Genomic DNA, 15914 nt, shown 5'->3' with positions numbered 1-15914 from the left:
GGAGGGGCCTATACGTGATGCGAAATTTGGTGGTGATCGAGTTCTTTGTGGCGTTCCAGGCGTTCAGCACTCGATGACGTTCACCGCGAGCCCGCCGCGGCTGGTCTCCTTGTACTTGTCGAGCATGTCGCGGCCGGTGTCGCGCATCGTCTTGATGGCCTTGTCCAGCGAGACGAAGTGGCGGCCGTCGCCGCGCAGCGCGATCCTGGCCGCGGCGATGGCCTTGATCGAGGCGACGGCGTTGCGCTCGATGCACGGGATCTGCACCAGGCCGCCGATCGGGTCGCAGGTCAGTCCCAGGTTGTGCTCGATGCCGATCTCGGCGGCGTTCTCGACCTGCTCGGGGGTGCCGCCCATCACCTCGGTGAGCCCGGCGGCGGCCATCGAGCAGGCGGAGCCGACCTCGCCCTGGCAGCCCACCTCGGCCCCGGAGATGGAGGCGTTCTCCTTGAACAGCACGCCGATCGCCCCTGCGGTCAGCAGGAAGCGGATCACTCCCTCGTCATCGGATTCGCGGACGAAGCGGTCGTAGTAGGTGAGCACGGCGGGGATGATGCCCGCGGCGCCGTTGGTGGGCGCGGTGACGATCCGGCCGCCGGCGGCGTTCTCCTCGTTGACCGCGAGGGCGAACAGCGAGACCCAGTCCATCGTCTGCAGCGAGTCCTTCTCCCCAGACTCGCTCCGCAGCTGCCGGTGGAGCTGGTGGGCGCGGCGGCGGACCTTCAGGCCGCCGGGCAGCACGCCCTCCTTGCCGATGCCCCGTCGCACGCACTCGCTCATCACCTGCCACAGGACGAGCAGCTGGGCGCGGATCTCGGCCTCGGTGCGGCCGAACGCCCGCTCGTTCTCCAGCATCAGCCCGGAGATCGACAGCCCGGTCTCCGCGCACTGGGCGAGCAGTTCCGCGGCCGTGGTGAAGGGGTGCGGCAGGACCGTGTCGTCGGGTTTGATCCGGTCGGCGCCGGTGGCGTTCTCGTCGACGACGAAACCGCCGCCCACCGAGTAGTAGACCTTCTCGCGCAGCGTCTCGCCGGACTCCGACAGGGCGGTGAAGCGCATGCCGTTGGGGTGGTGGGGGAGCGAGATCCTGCGTTCGAAGACGAGGTCCTCGCCGATGACGAAGGGGATCTCGTGGGAGCCGTACAGGCGGACGGTGCCCGAGGCGCGCATGGCGGCCAGCCGCTCGTCGACCGTGTCGACGTCGACCAGCTCGGGTTTCTCACCCGACAGGCCGAGCAGCACCGCCTTGTCGCTGCCGTGGCCCTTGCCGGTCAGCCCGAGCGAGCCGTACAGGACGGCGCTCACCCGCGCGGTCTTCTCCAGCAGCCCGTCCCGGTGCAGGCCCCGGGCGAACTTGTGGGCGGCGGCCATCGGGCCGCCGGTGTGCGAGCTGGACGGGCCGATTCCGATCTTGAAGAGATCGAAGACACTGATCGTCATCTGAATCCTTCCAGCGCGGACGGTCACGCGCGCCCGAGGACGCGCGTGACCGTGACGCGGGGCGTCGAACTTATGACTCACCCGAGGTGAGCGCGGTGTACTCCTCCGGCGACAGCAGGTCGTCGGCGGAGCCCTCAAGACGTACGCGGAACAGCCAGCCGTCACCGTAGGAGTCGCTGTTGACCAGCGAGGGGTCGTCCACGACCGCCTGGTTGACCTCCACGACCTCGCCGGTGACCGGTGCGAAGATGTCGCTCACCGACTTGGTCGACTCGACCTCGCCGACGGCGTCACCGGTGGCGATCGACGCGCCGACCTCGGGTACCTGCACGTAGACCACGTCACCGAGCGCCTCGGCGGCGTAGGCGGTGATGCCCACGGTGAGGGTCAGGCCGTCGTCGACGCCGCCGATCCACTCGTGTTCCTTGGTGTAGTGCAGGTCCTCGGGAATGCTGCTCATTTTTTCCTCCTGTAGAAAGGCAGTTCGACGACCTCGACCGGCTCGCGGCTGCCCCGGATGTCGACGGCCAGTCCCGACGACAGGCCGCTGTCCACGTAGGCCATGGCGATGGGCCTGCCCAGTGTCTGGGAGGGCGCCCCGCTGGTGACCTCCCCGGCGACCGTGCCGTCGTCGGCGACCACCACCGGATACCCGTGCCGGGGCACCCTGCGGCCGCCTCCGACCAGGCCGACCAGACGACGGGCCGGCGGGACGTCCCTGAGCGGTTCGAGGGCGGCCCGGCCGACGAAGTCGCCCGGCTTGTCAAACCTCACCACACGGCCGAGCCCGGCGTCGAACGGAGTGCGGTCCGCGGAGAGTTCGTTGCCGTAGAGCGGCATGCCGGCCTCCAGGCGGAGGGTGTCGCGCGCGGACAGGCCGGCGGGGACCAGCCCGTGCGGTGCGCCCGCCTCGGTGAGGGCGGCCCAGAGGGGTTCCGCCGCCGAGGCCGCGACGAACAGCTCGAAGCCGTCCTCGCCGGTGTATCCGGTGCGGGCGACGAGGGCCTCGTGGCCGGCCACCACGGCGGGCAGGCCCGCGTAGTACCCGAGCCCGTCCAGGTCGGCGTCGGTGAGAGTGCTCAGGATCTCCACCGAGCGCGGCCCCTGGATCGCGACCAGCGCGTACTCCTCGGAGCGGTCCCGCACCGCGGCGTCGAAGTCCTTGGCGCGCTCGGTCAGCTCGGCGGCCACCCGGGGGTAGTTGGAGGCGTTGGCGACGACCATGAACTCCTCGGGGGCCAGCCGGTAGACGATCAGGTCGTCCAGCACGCCGCCGCCGGCGTCGACGATCATCGTGTAGCGGGCGCGGCCGGGTGCCAGCGCGGAGAGGTGGCCGACCAGCGCGTAGTCGAGGGCCTCGGCGGCCTGCGGGCCGGTCACGAAGATCTCCCCCATGTGGGAGAGGTCGAACAGGCCGGCCGCCTGGCGGACCGCGTTGTGCTCGGCGGACTCGCTGCCGTAGCGGAGCGGCATCAGCCAGCCCGCGAAGTCGGTCAGCGTCGCGCCGAGGGACTCGTGCACGCCGCGCAGCGGCGTAGGTCGGGACATGTTCGCACCTCAGACAAGGGACAGATGAGATCATCCTCCCCCTCTGTCATTGGTGCCTGAGAGTTTCATCCGGGTTTTGCCGGACTTTCACCTTCGGCGAGGTCGTGGGACCTGCTTTCCAGAGGCACCTACCCGCACGGTCCTTTGCCTTGAGAGGTTCGCGGGGAGGGCTTGCTCCTTCAGGGGTCCTGGCCTGGATGTCAGGACACTCTCCCGCGCGGGGTTCATCGGTGTCGCGGCCAGCCTAACCGCCCGCACCGGCCGAGCGAAATCCCCTCGGGCCCGCCGGCCGGGATCAGGCCCCCTCGCCCAGTGCCCGGAGACCATCGTCCTCGGGCCTTACGGTGTGCACGTCCGCGCCGGTGGTGGCCATCGCCGCCAGGCGATCCTCGGCGCCGTCGACGATCTGCAGGTCGGCTCTGGTGTGCGCGATGGCCGCGTCGATGAGCAGGGACACCAGGGGGTCGTCCTGTTCGCGGCGCAGGCGGGTCAGCGCCGCCAGGTCCGAGAGGTAGGCCTGGCGCTGCGCGGACACGAACGAGCCGAGCGCGTCCGTGCCCAGCCGGGTGGCCGCGAGCAGCTTGAGGAACAGTTCGTCCCGGAACCCCGAAGAGCGGACCCAGGGAGCGCCCGCCCACTCCCGCAGCTCACCGGCGCCGCTCTCGGTCAGCCGGTACAGCGTCTTGTCCGGGCGGTCGCTCTGGGTCACGTGGCTGCGGGTCACGTGGCCGTCCCTGACCAGCCGGTCCAGGATCTGGTACAGGTGCCCGATGTTGAGGCCGCCCCACTGGGGGCCGACCGCCGTCTCGAACCGGGCCTTGAGTTCGTAGCCGTGGCTGGGCCCGTCGGCCAGCAGGGTGAGCACGGCATGGCTAAGTGGCATGATTCCTACATTGTCACAAGACAGGAACTTCACGGACCCTCGTACATTGTGACAATGTATCGGTCATGAGCGTTGAAGTCAGCTTGCGAGGCGTCAGCCGTGTACACGGCTCCACCAGGGCACTCGACGAGGTCGGCCTGGAGGTCGAGGCCGGTCAGGCGGTCGCGTTCACCGGGCCCTCGGGAGCGGGCAAGTCCACGCTCCTCCATCTCGTCGGTGCGATGGATCTCCCCGACGGGGGTGAGATCCACGTCGGAGGGAGGCGCGTCGACGATCTCGGGCGCCGGGGTCTCGACCGGCACCGGCGCGCCGTGGGCTTCGTCTTCCAGCGTTTCCACCTGCTCCCGGCGCTGAGCCTGCTGGACAACGTGCTCGCCCCCGTGCTGCCGCGCAGGGTGGGCTTCGACCGCCGCGCCCGCGCCAGGGAACTGCTGGCCGCGGTCGGGCTGGCCGACCGGGAACGGGCGCTGCCCGGCGAGCTCTCCGGCGGGCAGCAGCAGCGGGTGGCGATCGCCCGGGCGCTGATCGCCCACCCGCCTCTGCTCCTGGCGGACGAGCCCACCGGCAACCTCGACAGTGTCACCGGCCAGGAGATCGTGGACCTGCTGTTCTCCCTGCGGGAGGAGTACGGCATGACCATGCTGGTCGCCACCCACAACCCCGAGGTGGCGGCGGCGTGCGACCGGGTGGTCCGGATGCGTGACGGCCGGATCACCGGCGACGACCGGGTGACGCCCGCCCAGGACGTGCTCGGCCGGATCGGGCGGCTCGGATGACCCGCCTGGTCTGGGCCCAGCTTCGCCACCGGCTTGCCCGGACACTGGTGCTCCTGCTCGGCATCGTGGTCGCGGCGACCGGGTTCACCGTGCTGACCGGCACCGCCGAGACCCAGCGTCTGGAGATCATCGGCACCGTCGGGGAGAACTTCCGGGCGCAGTACGACATCCTGGTCCGCCCGGAGAACTCGGCCACCGCCATCGAGCGGTCGCAGGGACTGGTCCGCGCCAACTACCTGTCGGGCATCTTCGGGGGGATCACCTTCGACCAGTACGAGCGGATCAAGCGGGTCAACGGCGTCGAGGTCGCCGCCCCGATCGGCATGATCGGTCATGTCGTGCACACGGCAGCTGTCCGGGTCGACGTGACGGACCTGCTGCACGAGGGCGACCGCACGATGCTGCGCGTGGAGCGCACCCGGGTCACCGACCGGGGTCTCACCCGGATCCCGTTCCTGCAGCCCCGGTACGAGTACGTCACCCGCCGCCCCGTCACGCTCGACTTCACAGATGTCGCGGACGGGGGCGAGTACGTCGAGGCGGCCGAGGAGGAGCTGCCCGGTGGCCGGCGGGTCCGGTTGGCGACCTCGCTCGGCTGGTCGCAGGACCCGGCGAGGACCAGCCCGTTCCCCTCCGAGCGGACGCTGCCCGACCGCGGCTACTGGTCCACGCGGACCGGTCTGGGCGACATCGGCGGATACTTCTGGGACGGATTGAAGCCCGGCCAGGCGGGCGTGCCGCTCTACCAGGAGTTCCCGTTCGTGCTCGCGGCCGTCGACCCGGATGCCGAGGCCCGGCTGGCCGGGCTGCAGGGGGCGATGGTCGAGGGACGCTACCTCACGGCGAAGGCGGCCGGGGACGATCCCAACGAGATCCCGCTGATCGCGGCCTCGGTGCCCTACGCGGACCAGCGGGACGAGGTCGTGATCCGGCGGCTGCCCGCCGAGGCGGCCGAGAAGGTCACCGAGGGCGTGCCGGCCAAGAGGCTCCTGTCCTATCTCGCCGCGAACCGGGGCGAGGAGGTCAGGCGCCTCACCCTCGACGCCGGACAGGTCTACGAGTCGATGCTCGACCGGTGGTCGGACCTGTCGGACGGGCACTACGTGCCGTTGACGAGGTACTGGGCATCCGGGCCCGTCGAGTACCGGCAACGGGGAGCGCGTGAGCTCGACGCGCTCCCGGTGCGGAACGGGTCCGGTGTCTGGAAGGATCCGTGGTTCTCGGGGGTGGCGGGCGTGGCCAAGGACTCCCCGGGCGCGACGGTCGGGGCATCCGACACCCAGTTCCGCACGCTGAACCGCAGGGCGGTCTCCAGACGCCACACCGGGGATCTCAAGTCCCGCGTCGTCGGACGGTTCGACCCGGCCAGGCTGCCCGGTTTCAGCGAGCTGACCCGGCTCCCCATGGAGACCTACAACCCGCCGGTCGCCACGCCGGGCGACGGCCGGACCGCCGCGCTCCTCGGCGGCCGGGCTCTGCTGCCCAACGACAACGTCGCCGGATACCTCCAGACGCCGCCCCTGCTCCTCACCAGCCTGCAGTGGCTGGAGGAGATCGCTGAGAGGACCGAGGGGCGGCCCGCGGCGCGGGCGCCGCTGAGCGTCATACGGGTGCGGGTCGGCGGTGTCACCGGGCCCGACCCGGTCAGCCGGGAGCGGATCAGTCAGGTGGCCAGGGACATCGTGGCGGCCACCGGACTGAAGGTGGACATCACGGTCGGCTCGTCGCCGTCGCCGATGACGGTGGACCTGCCCGCCGGGTCCTTCGGGCGTCCCGCGCTGACCCTCCGGGAGGACTGGGTGAACAAGAACGTCGCCTACCGGATCCTGAACGCCGCCGACCGCAAGTCGCTCGTGTTGTTCGTACTGGTCCTGGCCGTCTGCGGGTTGTTCGTGCTCAACGGTGCGGCGGCGGCCGTGCGGGCCAGGAGGTCCGAGCTCGGCGTGCTGGCCTGCCTGGGCTGGTCGCGGCCGAAACTGTTCGGGACCGTGCTCTGCGAGGTCGGCGCCATCGGCCTGCTGGCAGGCCTGCTGTCCGTCGCGCTGGCCTGGCCTGTCGCCCTGTGGTCGGGGGTCGCGCCGCCGGGGCAGCGGGCGTGGCTGGCGGTCCCGGCGGCGGTGACGCTGTCGCTGCTGGCGGGACTGACCCCGGCCTGGCGGGCCTCGCGGGTGCCGCCCGCGGAGGCGGTGCGGCCGGCCGTGCGGCTGCCGCGCCGGGCGCGCTCGCCGCGCGGGGTGGCCGGGCTCGCGGTGAGCGGGTTGACCAGGTCCCCGGGGCGGACCCTGCTGGGCGCGGCGACGCTCGCGGCCGCGGTCTTCGGGCTGACGGTGCTGCTCGGCGTCACCTACGGCTTCCGCGGCCGGGTGGTGGGCTCGCTGCTCGGCGACGCCATAGTGGTGCAGGCCCGCCCGGCCGACTACGCGGCTGTCGCGGTGATGTTCGGGCTGGCGGTGCTGGCCGTGGCCGACGTGCTCTACCTGGGGATACGGGAGCGCGACACCGAACTGGCCGCGCTGCGCGCCTCGGGCTGGTCGGGGGGCTCGCTGGCCCGGCTGATCGTCCTGGAGGGGACCGGTATCGGCCTGCTCGGCGCCCTCGCCGGGGTCCTGGGCGGGATGACGGCCGCGTTCGCGCTGGCGGGCGACCTGCCGGGTGCGGTGGTCGCGGGAGCGGCGGTCGCGGCGGTGGTGGCCGTCACGCTCGCGGCCATGGCCTCCGCCGTTCCCGCCCTGCTGGTGCAGCGGTTCCCGCCGGCCCTGATCCTCACCCGGGAGTGAGCCCGGCTCCGGTGCCCCGCCCCACGGCGAGCGGGCCTGGGCCGAGCGGGCCGTTCAGCGGCGGGCGTGCCGGACCAGTGCCTCGAACAGGGCCGACTCGTCGTCGGTCTCGGGATGCCACTGGACGGCGAGGGCGAACGGATGATCCTCCACCTCCACGGCCTCCACCGTGCCGTCCTCGGCGTGGGCGGTCACGGTCAGGCCCTCGGCGAGCAGGTCGACGGCCTGGTGGTGGTAGTGGGCCACGTCCACGGTCTCGGTCCCGAAGACCTTCGAGGTCAGGCTGCCCGGCGCGAGCCGCACCGGCATCCTGCCGTAGTCGCCGGGGGCCGGGGCGTGCCCCTGGTGGCCCACCACGTCGGGCAGGTGCTGGTGGAGGCCGCCGCCGAGGGCGACGTTCAGGATCTGCATGCCTCTGCAGACGCCGAGGAAGGGCAGGTCCCGCTCCAGCGCCGCCCGGACCAGCCCCAGCTCGGCGTCGTCGCGGAACGGCCGGACGTAGCCGGTCCGCTCGTGCGGTTCCTGCCCGTACCGTTCCGGGCCGACGTCCCCGCCGCCGGCCAGGATCAGCCCGTCCAGGCGATCCACCAGCGTCGCGGGGTCGCCCGCGGGCGGCAGGATCACCGGCTGCCCGCCCGCGCGGGCCACGTGGTCGACGTAGTCGTACGGCAGCAGCGCGGTGGTCGTCTCCCAGACGGTGAACCTCGCGGGCTCGACGTAGCAGGTGATGCCGATGACGGGACGGGACATGATCTCTTTCTCACACGGACGCCGGGGACATGGGACCTCCGCCCACGTCCTCGCACGTTATCGGGGCCAGGGTATGGCCTGGGCAAATCCCGCCGCCGCGGGTCGCGAAGGCGGCGGGAGCGGAGACGGCGGGGAGCGGTCAGAGTGGCGTGACGTAGGCGCCCGAGATGCCGCCGTCCACCAGGAACTCCGAGCCGGTGATGAAGCTCGCGTCGTCCGAGGCGAGGAACGCCACCGCGGCGGCGATCTCGGTCGCCTCGGCGAAGCGGCCGATCGGGATGTGCACCAGGCGGCGCTGTGCCCGCTCGGGGTCCTTGGCGAACAGCTCCTGCAGCAGCGGGGTGTTGACCGGGCCGGGGCAGAGCGCGTTGACCCGGATGCCCTCGCGGGCGAACTGCACGCCCAGCTCGCGCGACATCGCCAGCACCCCGCCCTTGGAGGCGGTGTAGGAGATCTGGCTGGTCGCCGAGCCCATCACGGCCACGAACGACGCGGTGTTGATGATCGACCCCTTGCCCCGCCGCCGCATGTACGGGATGGCGTGTTTGCAGCACAGGTAGACGGAGGTGAGGTTGACCTCCTGGACCCGGCGCCAGGCGTCGATGCCGGTCTCCAGGATCGAGTCGTCCTCCGGCGGTGAGATGCCCGCGTTGTTGAACGCGATGTCCACGCCGCCGTAGCTGTCGAACGCGGTCTGGAACATCCGGGCGACGTCGTCCTCGCTGGTCACGTCGGCCTTCACGAACAGGCCGCCGACCTCGGCCGCGGCCGCGGCGCCGGTCGTCTCGTCCAGGTCCACGCACACGACGCGGGCGCCCTCCTCGGCGAACCGGCGCGCGGTGGCCAGGCCGATCCCGCTGCCGGCGCCGGTGATGACGGCCACCCGGTCCTGCAAACGCAGCATCGCTTCTACTCCTCGGAAATGAAGACGTTCTTGGTCTCGGTGAACGCGGACAGGGCGTCCGGTCCCAGCTCACGGCCGAGACCCGACTGCTTGAAACCGCCGAACGGGGTCCAGTAGCGGACGCTCGAATGCGAGTTGACGCTCAGGTTGCCCGCCTCGACGGCCCTGGCCACCCGGAGCGCCCGGCCGACGTCACGGGTCCAGATGGACCCGCTCAGGCCGTACGGGGTGTCGTTGGCGATCCGTACGGCGTCCGCCTCGTCGTCGAACGGCAGCACCGACACCACCGGTCCGAAGATCTCCTCGGTGAACGCCCGGTCGCCGGCGGAGCCCGGGGTCAGGACCGTCGCCGGGAACCAGAACCCCGGCCCCGGCGGGCACGTGCCCCGCAGGTGGGGCGGTTCGGTGACGTAGGAGGCCACCCGCTCCCGGTGTTCGGCGCTGATCAGCGGGCCCATCTCGGTGCTCTCGTCGCGGGGGTCGCCGACTCGGACGTTCAGCACGGCCTCGCCGAACCGGGCCAGGAACTCGTCGTACACCGAGCGCTCGACCAGGATCCGGGAGCGCGCGCAGCAGTCCTGGCCCGCGTTGTCGAAGACCGCGTACGGCGCGGTCGCCGCCGCCCGTGCCAGGTCGGCGTCGGCGAAGACCACGTTGGCGCTCTTGCCGCCCAACTCCAGGGTGAGCCGCTTGACCTGCCCGGCGCAGACGGCGGCGATCTCCTTGCCCACCTCGGTGGAACCGGTGAACACGATCTTCGCCACGCCGGGGTGCTCGACCAGCCGGGCGCCCGCGACCTCTCCGGCACCGGGCAGGACCTGGAACACCCCCTCGGGCAGCCCGGCGGCCAGGGCCAGCTCGGCCACCCGCAGGGCGGTCAGCGGTGTCCACTCGGCGGGCTTGACGATCACGGTGTTGCCCGCGGCCAGTGCCGGGGCCATCCCCCAGGTCATGATGACCATCGGGAAGTTCCACGGCACGATCACTCCGACGACGCCCAGCGGTTCCCTGAAGGTGACGTCCAGGCCGCCGGGCACCGGGATCTGCAGACCGTGGTCGCGCTCGGGCGCCCCGGCGTAGAAGTCGAGCACGTCGGCGACGTTGCCCGCCTCCCAGCGGGCGTTGCCGATCGTGTGCCCGGCGCCCGCGACCTCCAGCAGGGCCAGTTCCTCGGCGTGCTCGCGCACCAGCGAGGCGAACCGGCGCAGCAGCCGGGCCCGGTCGGAAGGACCGACCCTCCGCCAGCCGGCGAAGGCCCTTCTGGCGCGCTCCACCGCCCTGTCGACCTCGGCGGCGTCCGCCATCTCGACCTCGGCGATCACCTCTTCTGTCGCCGGATTTATGATCTTCACCGTCACATCCGTTCGAATCCTCGGAACAGCTCCCAGTCGGTCACCGCCGCGTCGAAGGCGGCCAGCTCGGTCCGGGCGTTGTTCGCGTAGTGCGCCACGACGTCCTCGCCGAAGACGGCGGCCGCGAACGCGGAGCCCTCCCAGAGCTCCAGCGCGTCCCGCAGGGTGTGCGGGACGGTCTCCGCGCCCGAGGTGTAGGCGTTCCCCGTGACCGCCTCCTCAAGCGGCAGCTCGTTCTCGATGCCGTGCAGCCCGGCGGCGACCAGTGCCGAGACCGCCAGGTAGGGGTTGACGTCGCCGCCGGGCACCCGGTTCTCGATCCGCAGCGAGGGGCCGTGGCCGACCAGGCGCAGCGCGCACGTCCTGTTGTCCACGCCCCACTTGACGGCGGTGGGCGCGAAGCTGCCCGGCACGTACCGCTTGTAGGAGTTGACGTTCGGCGCGTACAGCAGGGTCAGCTCGCGCATGAGGGCGAGCTGGCCGGCGATGAAGTGCCGTCCCGTCGCGGACAGCCCGTGCGCCTCGGAACCCGCCATGACCGGCTCTCCGGCGGCGTCCCTGAGCGAGATGTGGATGTGGCAGGAGTTGCCCTCGCGCTGGTTCGGCTTGGCCATGAAGGTGATCGACATGCCCTCCTGGGCGGCGATCTCCTTGGCGCCGTTCTTGTAGACGGCGTGGTCGTCGCAGCTGGACAGGGCCTCGCCGAAGCGGAAGGCGATCTCGTGCTGGCCGAGGTTGCACTCGCCCTTGGCCGACTCGACGTACATGCCCGCGCCCTCCATGCCGAGCCTGATCCTGCGCAGCAGCGGCTCGACCCTGGCGGTGCCGAGGAGGGAGTAGTCGACGTTGTAGAGGTTGGCGGGCGTCAGGTCGCGGTAGCCGCCGCGCCAGGCGTCCTCGTAGCTGTCGTTGAAGATCACGAACTCCAGCTCGGTCCCGACGAACGCCCCCCAGCCCCGTTCGGCCAGCCGGGCGAGTTGCCGGCGCAGGATCTGCCGCGGCGAGGCGGTCACGTCGGAGCCGTCCTCCCAGAGCAGGTCGGCCATCACCAGGGCGGTCCCCTCCTGCCACGGCACCCGGCGCAGGGTGGACAGGTCGGGTTTCATGACGAAGTCGCCGTATCCCCGCTCCCAGGAGGACATCGCGTAGCCGTCGACCGTGTTCATGTCGACGTCGACCGCGAGCAGGTAGTTGCATCCCTCGGCGGCGTGTCCCAGCACCTCCTGCAGGAAGTAACGTGCCGACAGGCGTTTCCCCTGCAGGCGGCCCTGCATGTCGACGATCGCCAGCAGCACGGTGTCGATCCGTCCTGCCCGCACCTCGTCGTGAAGTTCGCGGACGTCCACACGCCCTCCTCGCCGGAGTCTTATTGGGCTAGTGTCAGACCATTGACGTGTAGCGGGGGGAGCATTGTCAAGGGTCGGAGGAGATCAATTGGACGAGGTGTCGCGACTGGCGACCGTGCTGCGGCCGGTGCGCGCGGGCAACGCGTTCGAGGAGACCGTGGAACGCCTGCTCCAGGTCATCAAGCTGGGGCTGGTGACCGAGAAGCTGCCGCCCGAGCGGGAACTCGCCGCCCAGCTCGGGATCAGCAGGGTCACCCTGCGCGAGGCCATCCGCGCCCTGGCGGAGGCGGGCTACCTCACCGTGCGCCGTGGCAGGTACGGCGGCGCCTTTCTCACCTACACCCCGCCGCGCCCGCACCGCGACGACCTGCGCAGGGCGGTCGTCGACATGGGCACCGACGACCTGGGCGACGCGCTCACCTTCAGGATGGCCGTGGAGTGCGGCGCCGCCCAGGTGCTCGCCACCACCGCGCTCACCGAGGAGCGGCGCGACACCCTGCGGGAGCGGCTGCGCGAGGTCAACTCGTCGGGGCCCGACGACTACCGCCGTCTCGACACGGCCTTCCACCTGGCCATCGCCGAGCTGACCGGCTCCCCGCTGCTCGCCGCGGCCTGCGCCGACGCCCGGCTGCGGGTCACCGACCTGCTCAACGCCATCCCGGTGCTCCGGCGCAACATCGAGCACGCCGCGATCCAGCACGAGGCGATCGTGACGGCGATCCTGGCCGGCGACCCCGAGGGGGCGCGCCGGGCCGTGGCCGAGCACCTCGAGGGCACCGCCGCGCTGCTGCGGGGTTTCCTCGCATAGCCTGAGGAAACGGTGGGAGATTTGTTCCGAGATCGGATCATGGAAACAGGACGGCTGCCGCTGTTCTGTTTCTTTGTCGCGCTGATCGTCGCCTTCGTGTTCACCAGGATCAACGTCCGGCTCATCCGGGCCAAGATCGGCTGGTTCCGTGACGTCAACGTCGGCGAGATGCACATACACCACGTGGTGTTCGGCGTGGTGCTGACCCTGCTCGGCGGGGTGTCCGGCCTGATCGTCTCCGGGGTCTCCGAGGGCTGGTACGCGGTGACGGCGGCGATCTTCGGTGTCGGCGCCGCCCTCGTCCTCGACGAGTTCGCGCTGATCCTGCACCTGCGCGACGTCTACTGGGAGGAGGAGGGGCGGGCCTCCGTCGACGCGGTGTTCATCGCCGTCGCGATCACCGGCCTGCTCCTGCTCGGCCTGCGCCCCCTCGGCTGGGAGAACTCCGACGGCACCCCCGAGGGGACCTGGATAACCGGCGGCCTCATCGTGATCAACCTCGGGCTCGCCGTGGTCACGCTGCTCAAGGGCAAGATCTGGACGGGCCTGGTCGGACTGTTCGTGCCGGTCCTCCTGGTGCCGGGGGCCGTGCGGCTGGCCCGCCCGGGATCGCCCTGGGCGCACTGGTTCTTCGCCCCGGGCGCCCGGCACCCGCGGCTCCGCAAGATGGCCAGGGCCGAGCGCCGCGAGGAGCGCTGGCGCCGCCCGGTGATCCGCGGCAAGATCGCCTTCCAGGAGTTCGTCTCCGGCCGTCATGACCTCCCCTCCACTCGCCGCCGCTCCCGCCGCTGAGCCGCCGATGTCCTCGCCGACGCCCTCGCCGTCGCTCCCGCCGGGCGGGCCGGAAGCCGAGGTCGGCCCGCGAGTGTGGGCACTGCACGAGCGCGGTCTCGCCCGCGACGTCATCGACGTCGCCTCGGTCTCCGAGCCGTACGGCTTCCGCGAACTCGAACACCTCGCCCGCCTGCACGACGAGGGGTTCTCACTCGCCGAACTGGTGATGAGGCTGGAGTTCGTCGCACTGATCGCCGACGAGGACTTCGAGGCCCACGGCGTGGCGGGCGAGCGGCTCCGGGAGATCCGCCGGTTCGCCGGCGCCTGGGTGGAGGACATCGGGCTGCGCCGTGCGGAGGAGGGCGACATCGACCACGACGACGTCCCCGCCCCCGACTGAGGTGGCGCGGGAAAGCGGCGGCACGGTCGCGGTGGGCTTTGGAACCCGTGCATATCCGGCCGCCCGCCGGGCAGATGACGGCCCTCTCTGCCGAAGGGATGCTGATCATGGGTCTGCTGGAGAAGCTCAATCTGCGCGAGATGAAGGCCAGGGCCAAGCGGAGGCTGGCCGGCCGGACGGGCGACCGCCGGCTGGTGGCCGAGGCCAGAACCGAGGAGGCCGAGGCGAAGCTGCTGAAGACCCAGGACGAGATCCTGGACACCGTCGCGGAGATGCGCAGGGAGTACGGCGTCCGCCGCCGCTGACCCCGCTCGCCGGTGTCCCGCCGATGGGCTCCTCGCCGAGCCGGCTCCGGATCGGCGGGGCGCCGGTACGCGGCGGCCGGTTCTCGGCCCGGCTCCGGGAGGGGTGGTTTTCACCGCGCCGCTCATCACTTAATGAGTAGAAATTTCAAGAATTCCGCCTGGTCGTACATAGACAGAACATATGTCTGTTTCGCTATAGTCCGAAGGCATTGCAGGGGCGCGAGTGGACCAATCCTTTTAAAGGTGGGCGAATGACAAGCCTCGATTCAGCGACATCCGTGGTCCGGTCGGCGATCGCCGAGGTGCTGAGCGTACCGAGCGATCAGGTGAAGCCGGGGGCCACCATCGCCGACCACCAGATCGACAGCCTGGAATGGGTGGAGATCTCCGTCATCATCGAGGAGAAGCTGGGCATCCAGCTCGACCCCAGCGACTTCGCCGGGGCGCAGACCGTCGCCGACATGGCGGGCGTACTGCACGCCGCGCTGGCGGCCCGGTGACGCGCGTCGTCGTCACTGGTCTGGGGGTCAAGAGCCCGGCTGGCAACACGGCGCGGGACGTCTTCGCCACGGTGCTCGCGGGCAAGTCGCTCGCGACCGCCATCCCCGAACTGGCCGACGCCCGGGTGCCGGTCTCGATCGGGTGCCCGCTGGCACCGTTCGAGCCGGATGACTACTTCGGCGGGCGCGAGCTCCGGACCCTCGACCGGACCTCCCAGATCGGCCTCGCCGCGGCGATCGACGCCGTCGCCGACGCGGACGGCCTGCCCGCCGAGGGCTGCGGGGTGTACGTGGGCACCGGCGGCGGCGGGTTCGCCACCCTGGAGAACCTGATCGTGGGGCATACCCTCGGCAGGGAGAAGGTGCCCGTCCACGCGGTCCCGACACTGATGTCCAGCTCGACCGCCTCGCGCGTCGCCATCAGGTACGGCTTCAGGGGGCCATGCCTCACCTTCAACACGGCCTGCGCCAGCGGGGCCACCGCGATCGGTGAGGCACTGCGCGCGATCCGCTCGGGCGTGGTCGGTTCCGCCGTCGCCGGGGGCCTGGACGCGCTGCTCTCCCCGCTCGCGATGGAGGCCTTCGCCCGGGTCGGCGCCCTGTCGGAGCGGACGCACGCTCCCTCGGAGGCGTCCCGCCCGTTCGACGCCGACCGTGACGGCTTCGTCATGGGGGAGGGCGCGGCCTTTCTCGTCCTGGAGCGCGCCGACCTCGCCGAGGCGCGGGGGGCCCGTGTCTACGGCGAGGTCAGCGGCTACGCGGCCAACTGCGACGCCAACCACATCGTGGCACCGCTCAGGGACGGCTCGGTGGCGGCCGAGTGCATGCGCGCCGCCCTGCTCGACGCCGGACTCGACGCCGGCGACATCGGGCACGTCAACGCCCACGGGACCTCCACCCCGCACAACGACAGCGCCGAGGCCGTCGCCCTGCACGCGTGCTTCGGCGGCCGTACGCCCCCGGTGACCTCGACCAAGGGTGTGACCGGCCACCTCGTCGGCGGCGCGGGCGCGCTGGAGGCGGTCATCGCCCTGCTGTCGGCCCGAGAGGGCCTGATCCCCCCGACCGCCAACTTCGCGGGCGGCCCCGAGGCCGACCTCATCGACATCGTCTGTGGCGAGCCCCGGTCCGTGGCCGCCGCCCCCGTTCTGTCCAACTCCTTCGGCTTCGGGGGCAGCAACGCCTGCCTGGTCCTCACCCCCTCCCCGGATTCCTGACATTCCGTAAGGCCCCGCCGGCCCGCCGTGAAACGGCGCCGAACCGGCGGGGCCTTACCAACTCCCTGATGTCAACTTTAGTTGACTAAATTAGTGGCGTAATCGACTTTCGTTGCGAAATACGGCGAAGACGC

General features: G+C 71.3%; 16 protein-coding genes and 2 riboswitches. Of the genes, 8 read left to right on the top strand and 8 right to left on the bottom strand.

The window, feature by feature from the left end; genetic code table 11:
* Nucleotides 1-63: 63 nt before the first annotated feature.
* From AB0J58_RS03720 to AB0J58_RS03705, 4 genes are all read right to left on the bottom strand, one after another.
* The gene (locus AB0J58_RS03720) at nt 64-1440 is read right to left on the bottom strand and encodes an L-serine ammonia-lyase (RefSeq protein WP_364209733.1); all 1377 of its coding nucleotides are present in this window, start codon (nt 1438-1440) and stop codon (nt 64-66) included.
* 70 nt (nt 1441-1510) lie between these two features.
* Nucleotides 1511-1900 carry a glycine cleavage system protein GcvH gene (gene gcvH / locus AB0J58_RS03715; protein ID WP_030906360.1) on the bottom strand — a complete coding sequence of 130 codons (390 nt, stop codon included), beginning with the start codon at nt 1898-1900 and terminating at the stop codon, nt 1511-1513.
* The gene (gene gcvT, locus AB0J58_RS03710) at nt 1897-2988 is read right to left on the bottom strand and encodes a glycine cleavage system aminomethyltransferase GcvT (protein ID WP_343975424.1); all 1092 of its coding nucleotides are present in this window, start codon (nt 2986-2988) and stop codon (nt 1897-1899) included. The genes gcvH and gcvT overlap by 4 nt, the downstream gene beginning before the upstream one ends.
* 40 nt (nt 2989-3028) lie before the next feature.
* A riboswitch (glycine riboswitch) is annotated at nt 3029-3113 on the bottom strand.
* Between the two features lie 2 nt (nt 3114-3115).
* Nucleotides 3116-3214: riboswitch (glycine riboswitch) on the bottom strand.
* Nucleotides 3215-3283: 69 nt separating this feature from the next.
* On the bottom strand, nt 3284-3871 hold the full coding sequence (locus tag AB0J58_RS03705) for a PadR family transcriptional regulator (RefSeq protein ID WP_364209730.1): 588 nt from the start codon (nt 3869-3871) through the stop codon (nt 3284-3286).
* 65 nt (nt 3872-3936) lie between these two features.
* Here AB0J58_RS03705 and AB0J58_RS03700 point away from each other — a divergent pair, with 65 nt between their 5' ends.
* Both AB0J58_RS03700 and AB0J58_RS03695 read left to right on the top strand, forming a co-directional pair.
* Nucleotides 3937-4647, top strand: coding sequence for an ABC transporter ATP-binding protein (locus AB0J58_RS03700; RefSeq protein ID WP_364209727.1), 711 nt, complete (start codon nt 3937-3939; stop codon nt 4645-4647).
* A complete protein-coding gene (locus AB0J58_RS03695; RefSeq protein WP_364209724.1) occupies nt 4644-7424 on the top strand; it encodes an FtsX-like permease family protein in 2781 nt (926 codons plus the stop codon). The genes AB0J58_RS03700 and AB0J58_RS03695 overlap by 4 nt, the downstream gene beginning before the upstream one ends.
* 54 nt (nt 7425-7478) lie before the next feature.
* Here the strand turns inward: AB0J58_RS03695 and AB0J58_RS03690 are convergent, their stop codons facing one another.
* The 4 genes from AB0J58_RS03690 to AB0J58_RS03675 all read right to left on the bottom strand — a co-directional run bounded on the left by AB0J58_RS03690 (nt 7479) and on the right by AB0J58_RS03675 (nt 11776).
* Nucleotides 7479-8174 carry a gamma-glutamyl-gamma-aminobutyrate hydrolase family protein gene (locus AB0J58_RS03690; protein ID WP_364209722.1) on the bottom strand — a complete coding sequence of 232 codons (696 nt, stop codon included), beginning with the start codon at nt 8172-8174 and terminating at the stop codon, nt 7479-7481.
* 139 nt (nt 8175-8313) lie between these two features.
* Nucleotides 8314-9078: a 3-oxoacyl-ACP reductase gene (locus tag AB0J58_RS03685; protein ID WP_364209720.1), complete on the bottom strand. Its 765-nt coding sequence runs from the start codon at nt 9076-9078 to the stop codon at nt 8314-8316.
* A gap of 5 nt (nt 9079-9083) precedes the next feature.
* Nucleotides 9084-10436, bottom strand: a complete 1353-nt coding sequence (locus tag AB0J58_RS03680) for an aldehyde dehydrogenase family protein (RefSeq protein WP_364209717.1) — start codon at nt 10434-10436, stop codon at nt 9084-9086.
* Nucleotides 10433-11776, bottom strand: coding sequence for a glutamine synthetase family protein (locus AB0J58_RS03675; protein ID WP_364151891.1), 1344 nt, complete (start codon nt 11774-11776; stop codon nt 10433-10435). Before AB0J58_RS03675 ends, AB0J58_RS03680 begins: the two co-directional genes overlap by 4 nt.
* A gap of 88 nt (nt 11777-11864) precedes the next feature.
* On the opposite strand from AB0J58_RS03675, the gene AB0J58_RS03670 reads away from it, so the two are divergent.
* The 6 genes from AB0J58_RS03670 (at nt 11865) to AB0J58_RS03645 (ending at nt 15780) form a co-directional block, all read left to right on the top strand.
* Nucleotides 11865-12584, top strand: coding sequence for an FCD domain-containing protein (locus AB0J58_RS03670; RefSeq protein ID WP_343972048.1), 720 nt, complete (start codon nt 11865-11867; stop codon nt 12582-12584).
* Nucleotides 12585-12623: 39 nt separating this feature from the next.
* Nucleotides 12624-13376: a hypothetical protein gene (locus tag AB0J58_RS03665; protein ID WP_364209714.1), complete on the top strand. Its 753-nt coding sequence runs from the start codon at nt 12624-12626 to the stop codon at nt 13374-13376.
* Nucleotides 13339-13758, top strand: coding sequence for a hypothetical protein (locus tag AB0J58_RS03660; protein ID WP_364209837.1), 420 nt, complete (start codon nt 13339-13341; stop codon nt 13756-13758). Before AB0J58_RS03665 ends, AB0J58_RS03660 begins: the two co-directional genes overlap by 38 nt.
* Before the next feature lie 107 nt (nt 13759-13865).
* On the top strand, nt 13866-14063 hold the full coding sequence (locus AB0J58_RS03655) for a hypothetical protein (RefSeq protein ID WP_364209711.1): 198 nt from the start codon (nt 13866-13868) through the stop codon (nt 14061-14063).
* 251 nt (nt 14064-14314) lie between these two features.
* Nucleotides 14315-14563, top strand: coding sequence for an acyl carrier protein (locus AB0J58_RS03650; protein WP_084195145.1), 249 nt, complete (start codon nt 14315-14317; stop codon nt 14561-14563).
* Entirely contained in the window at nt 14560-15780 is a 1221-nt protein-coding gene (locus tag AB0J58_RS03645) for a beta-ketoacyl-[acyl-carrier-protein] synthase family protein (RefSeq protein ID WP_364209708.1), read from the top strand. Before AB0J58_RS03650 ends, AB0J58_RS03645 begins: the two co-directional genes overlap by 4 nt.
* Nucleotides 15781-15914 lie beyond the last annotated feature (134 nt).

Origin of the sequence: Streptosporangium sp. NPDC049644, from assembly GCF_040675205.1 — a bacterium.
In the GTDB taxonomy this organism is placed as follows: Bacteria; Actinomycetota; Actinomycetes; order Streptosporangiales; family Streptosporangiaceae; genus Streptosporangium; species Streptosporangium fukuiense.
The sequence above is the reverse complement of the archived record's forward strand: the minus strand, read 5'-3'. Positions and strand labels throughout refer to the sequence as shown.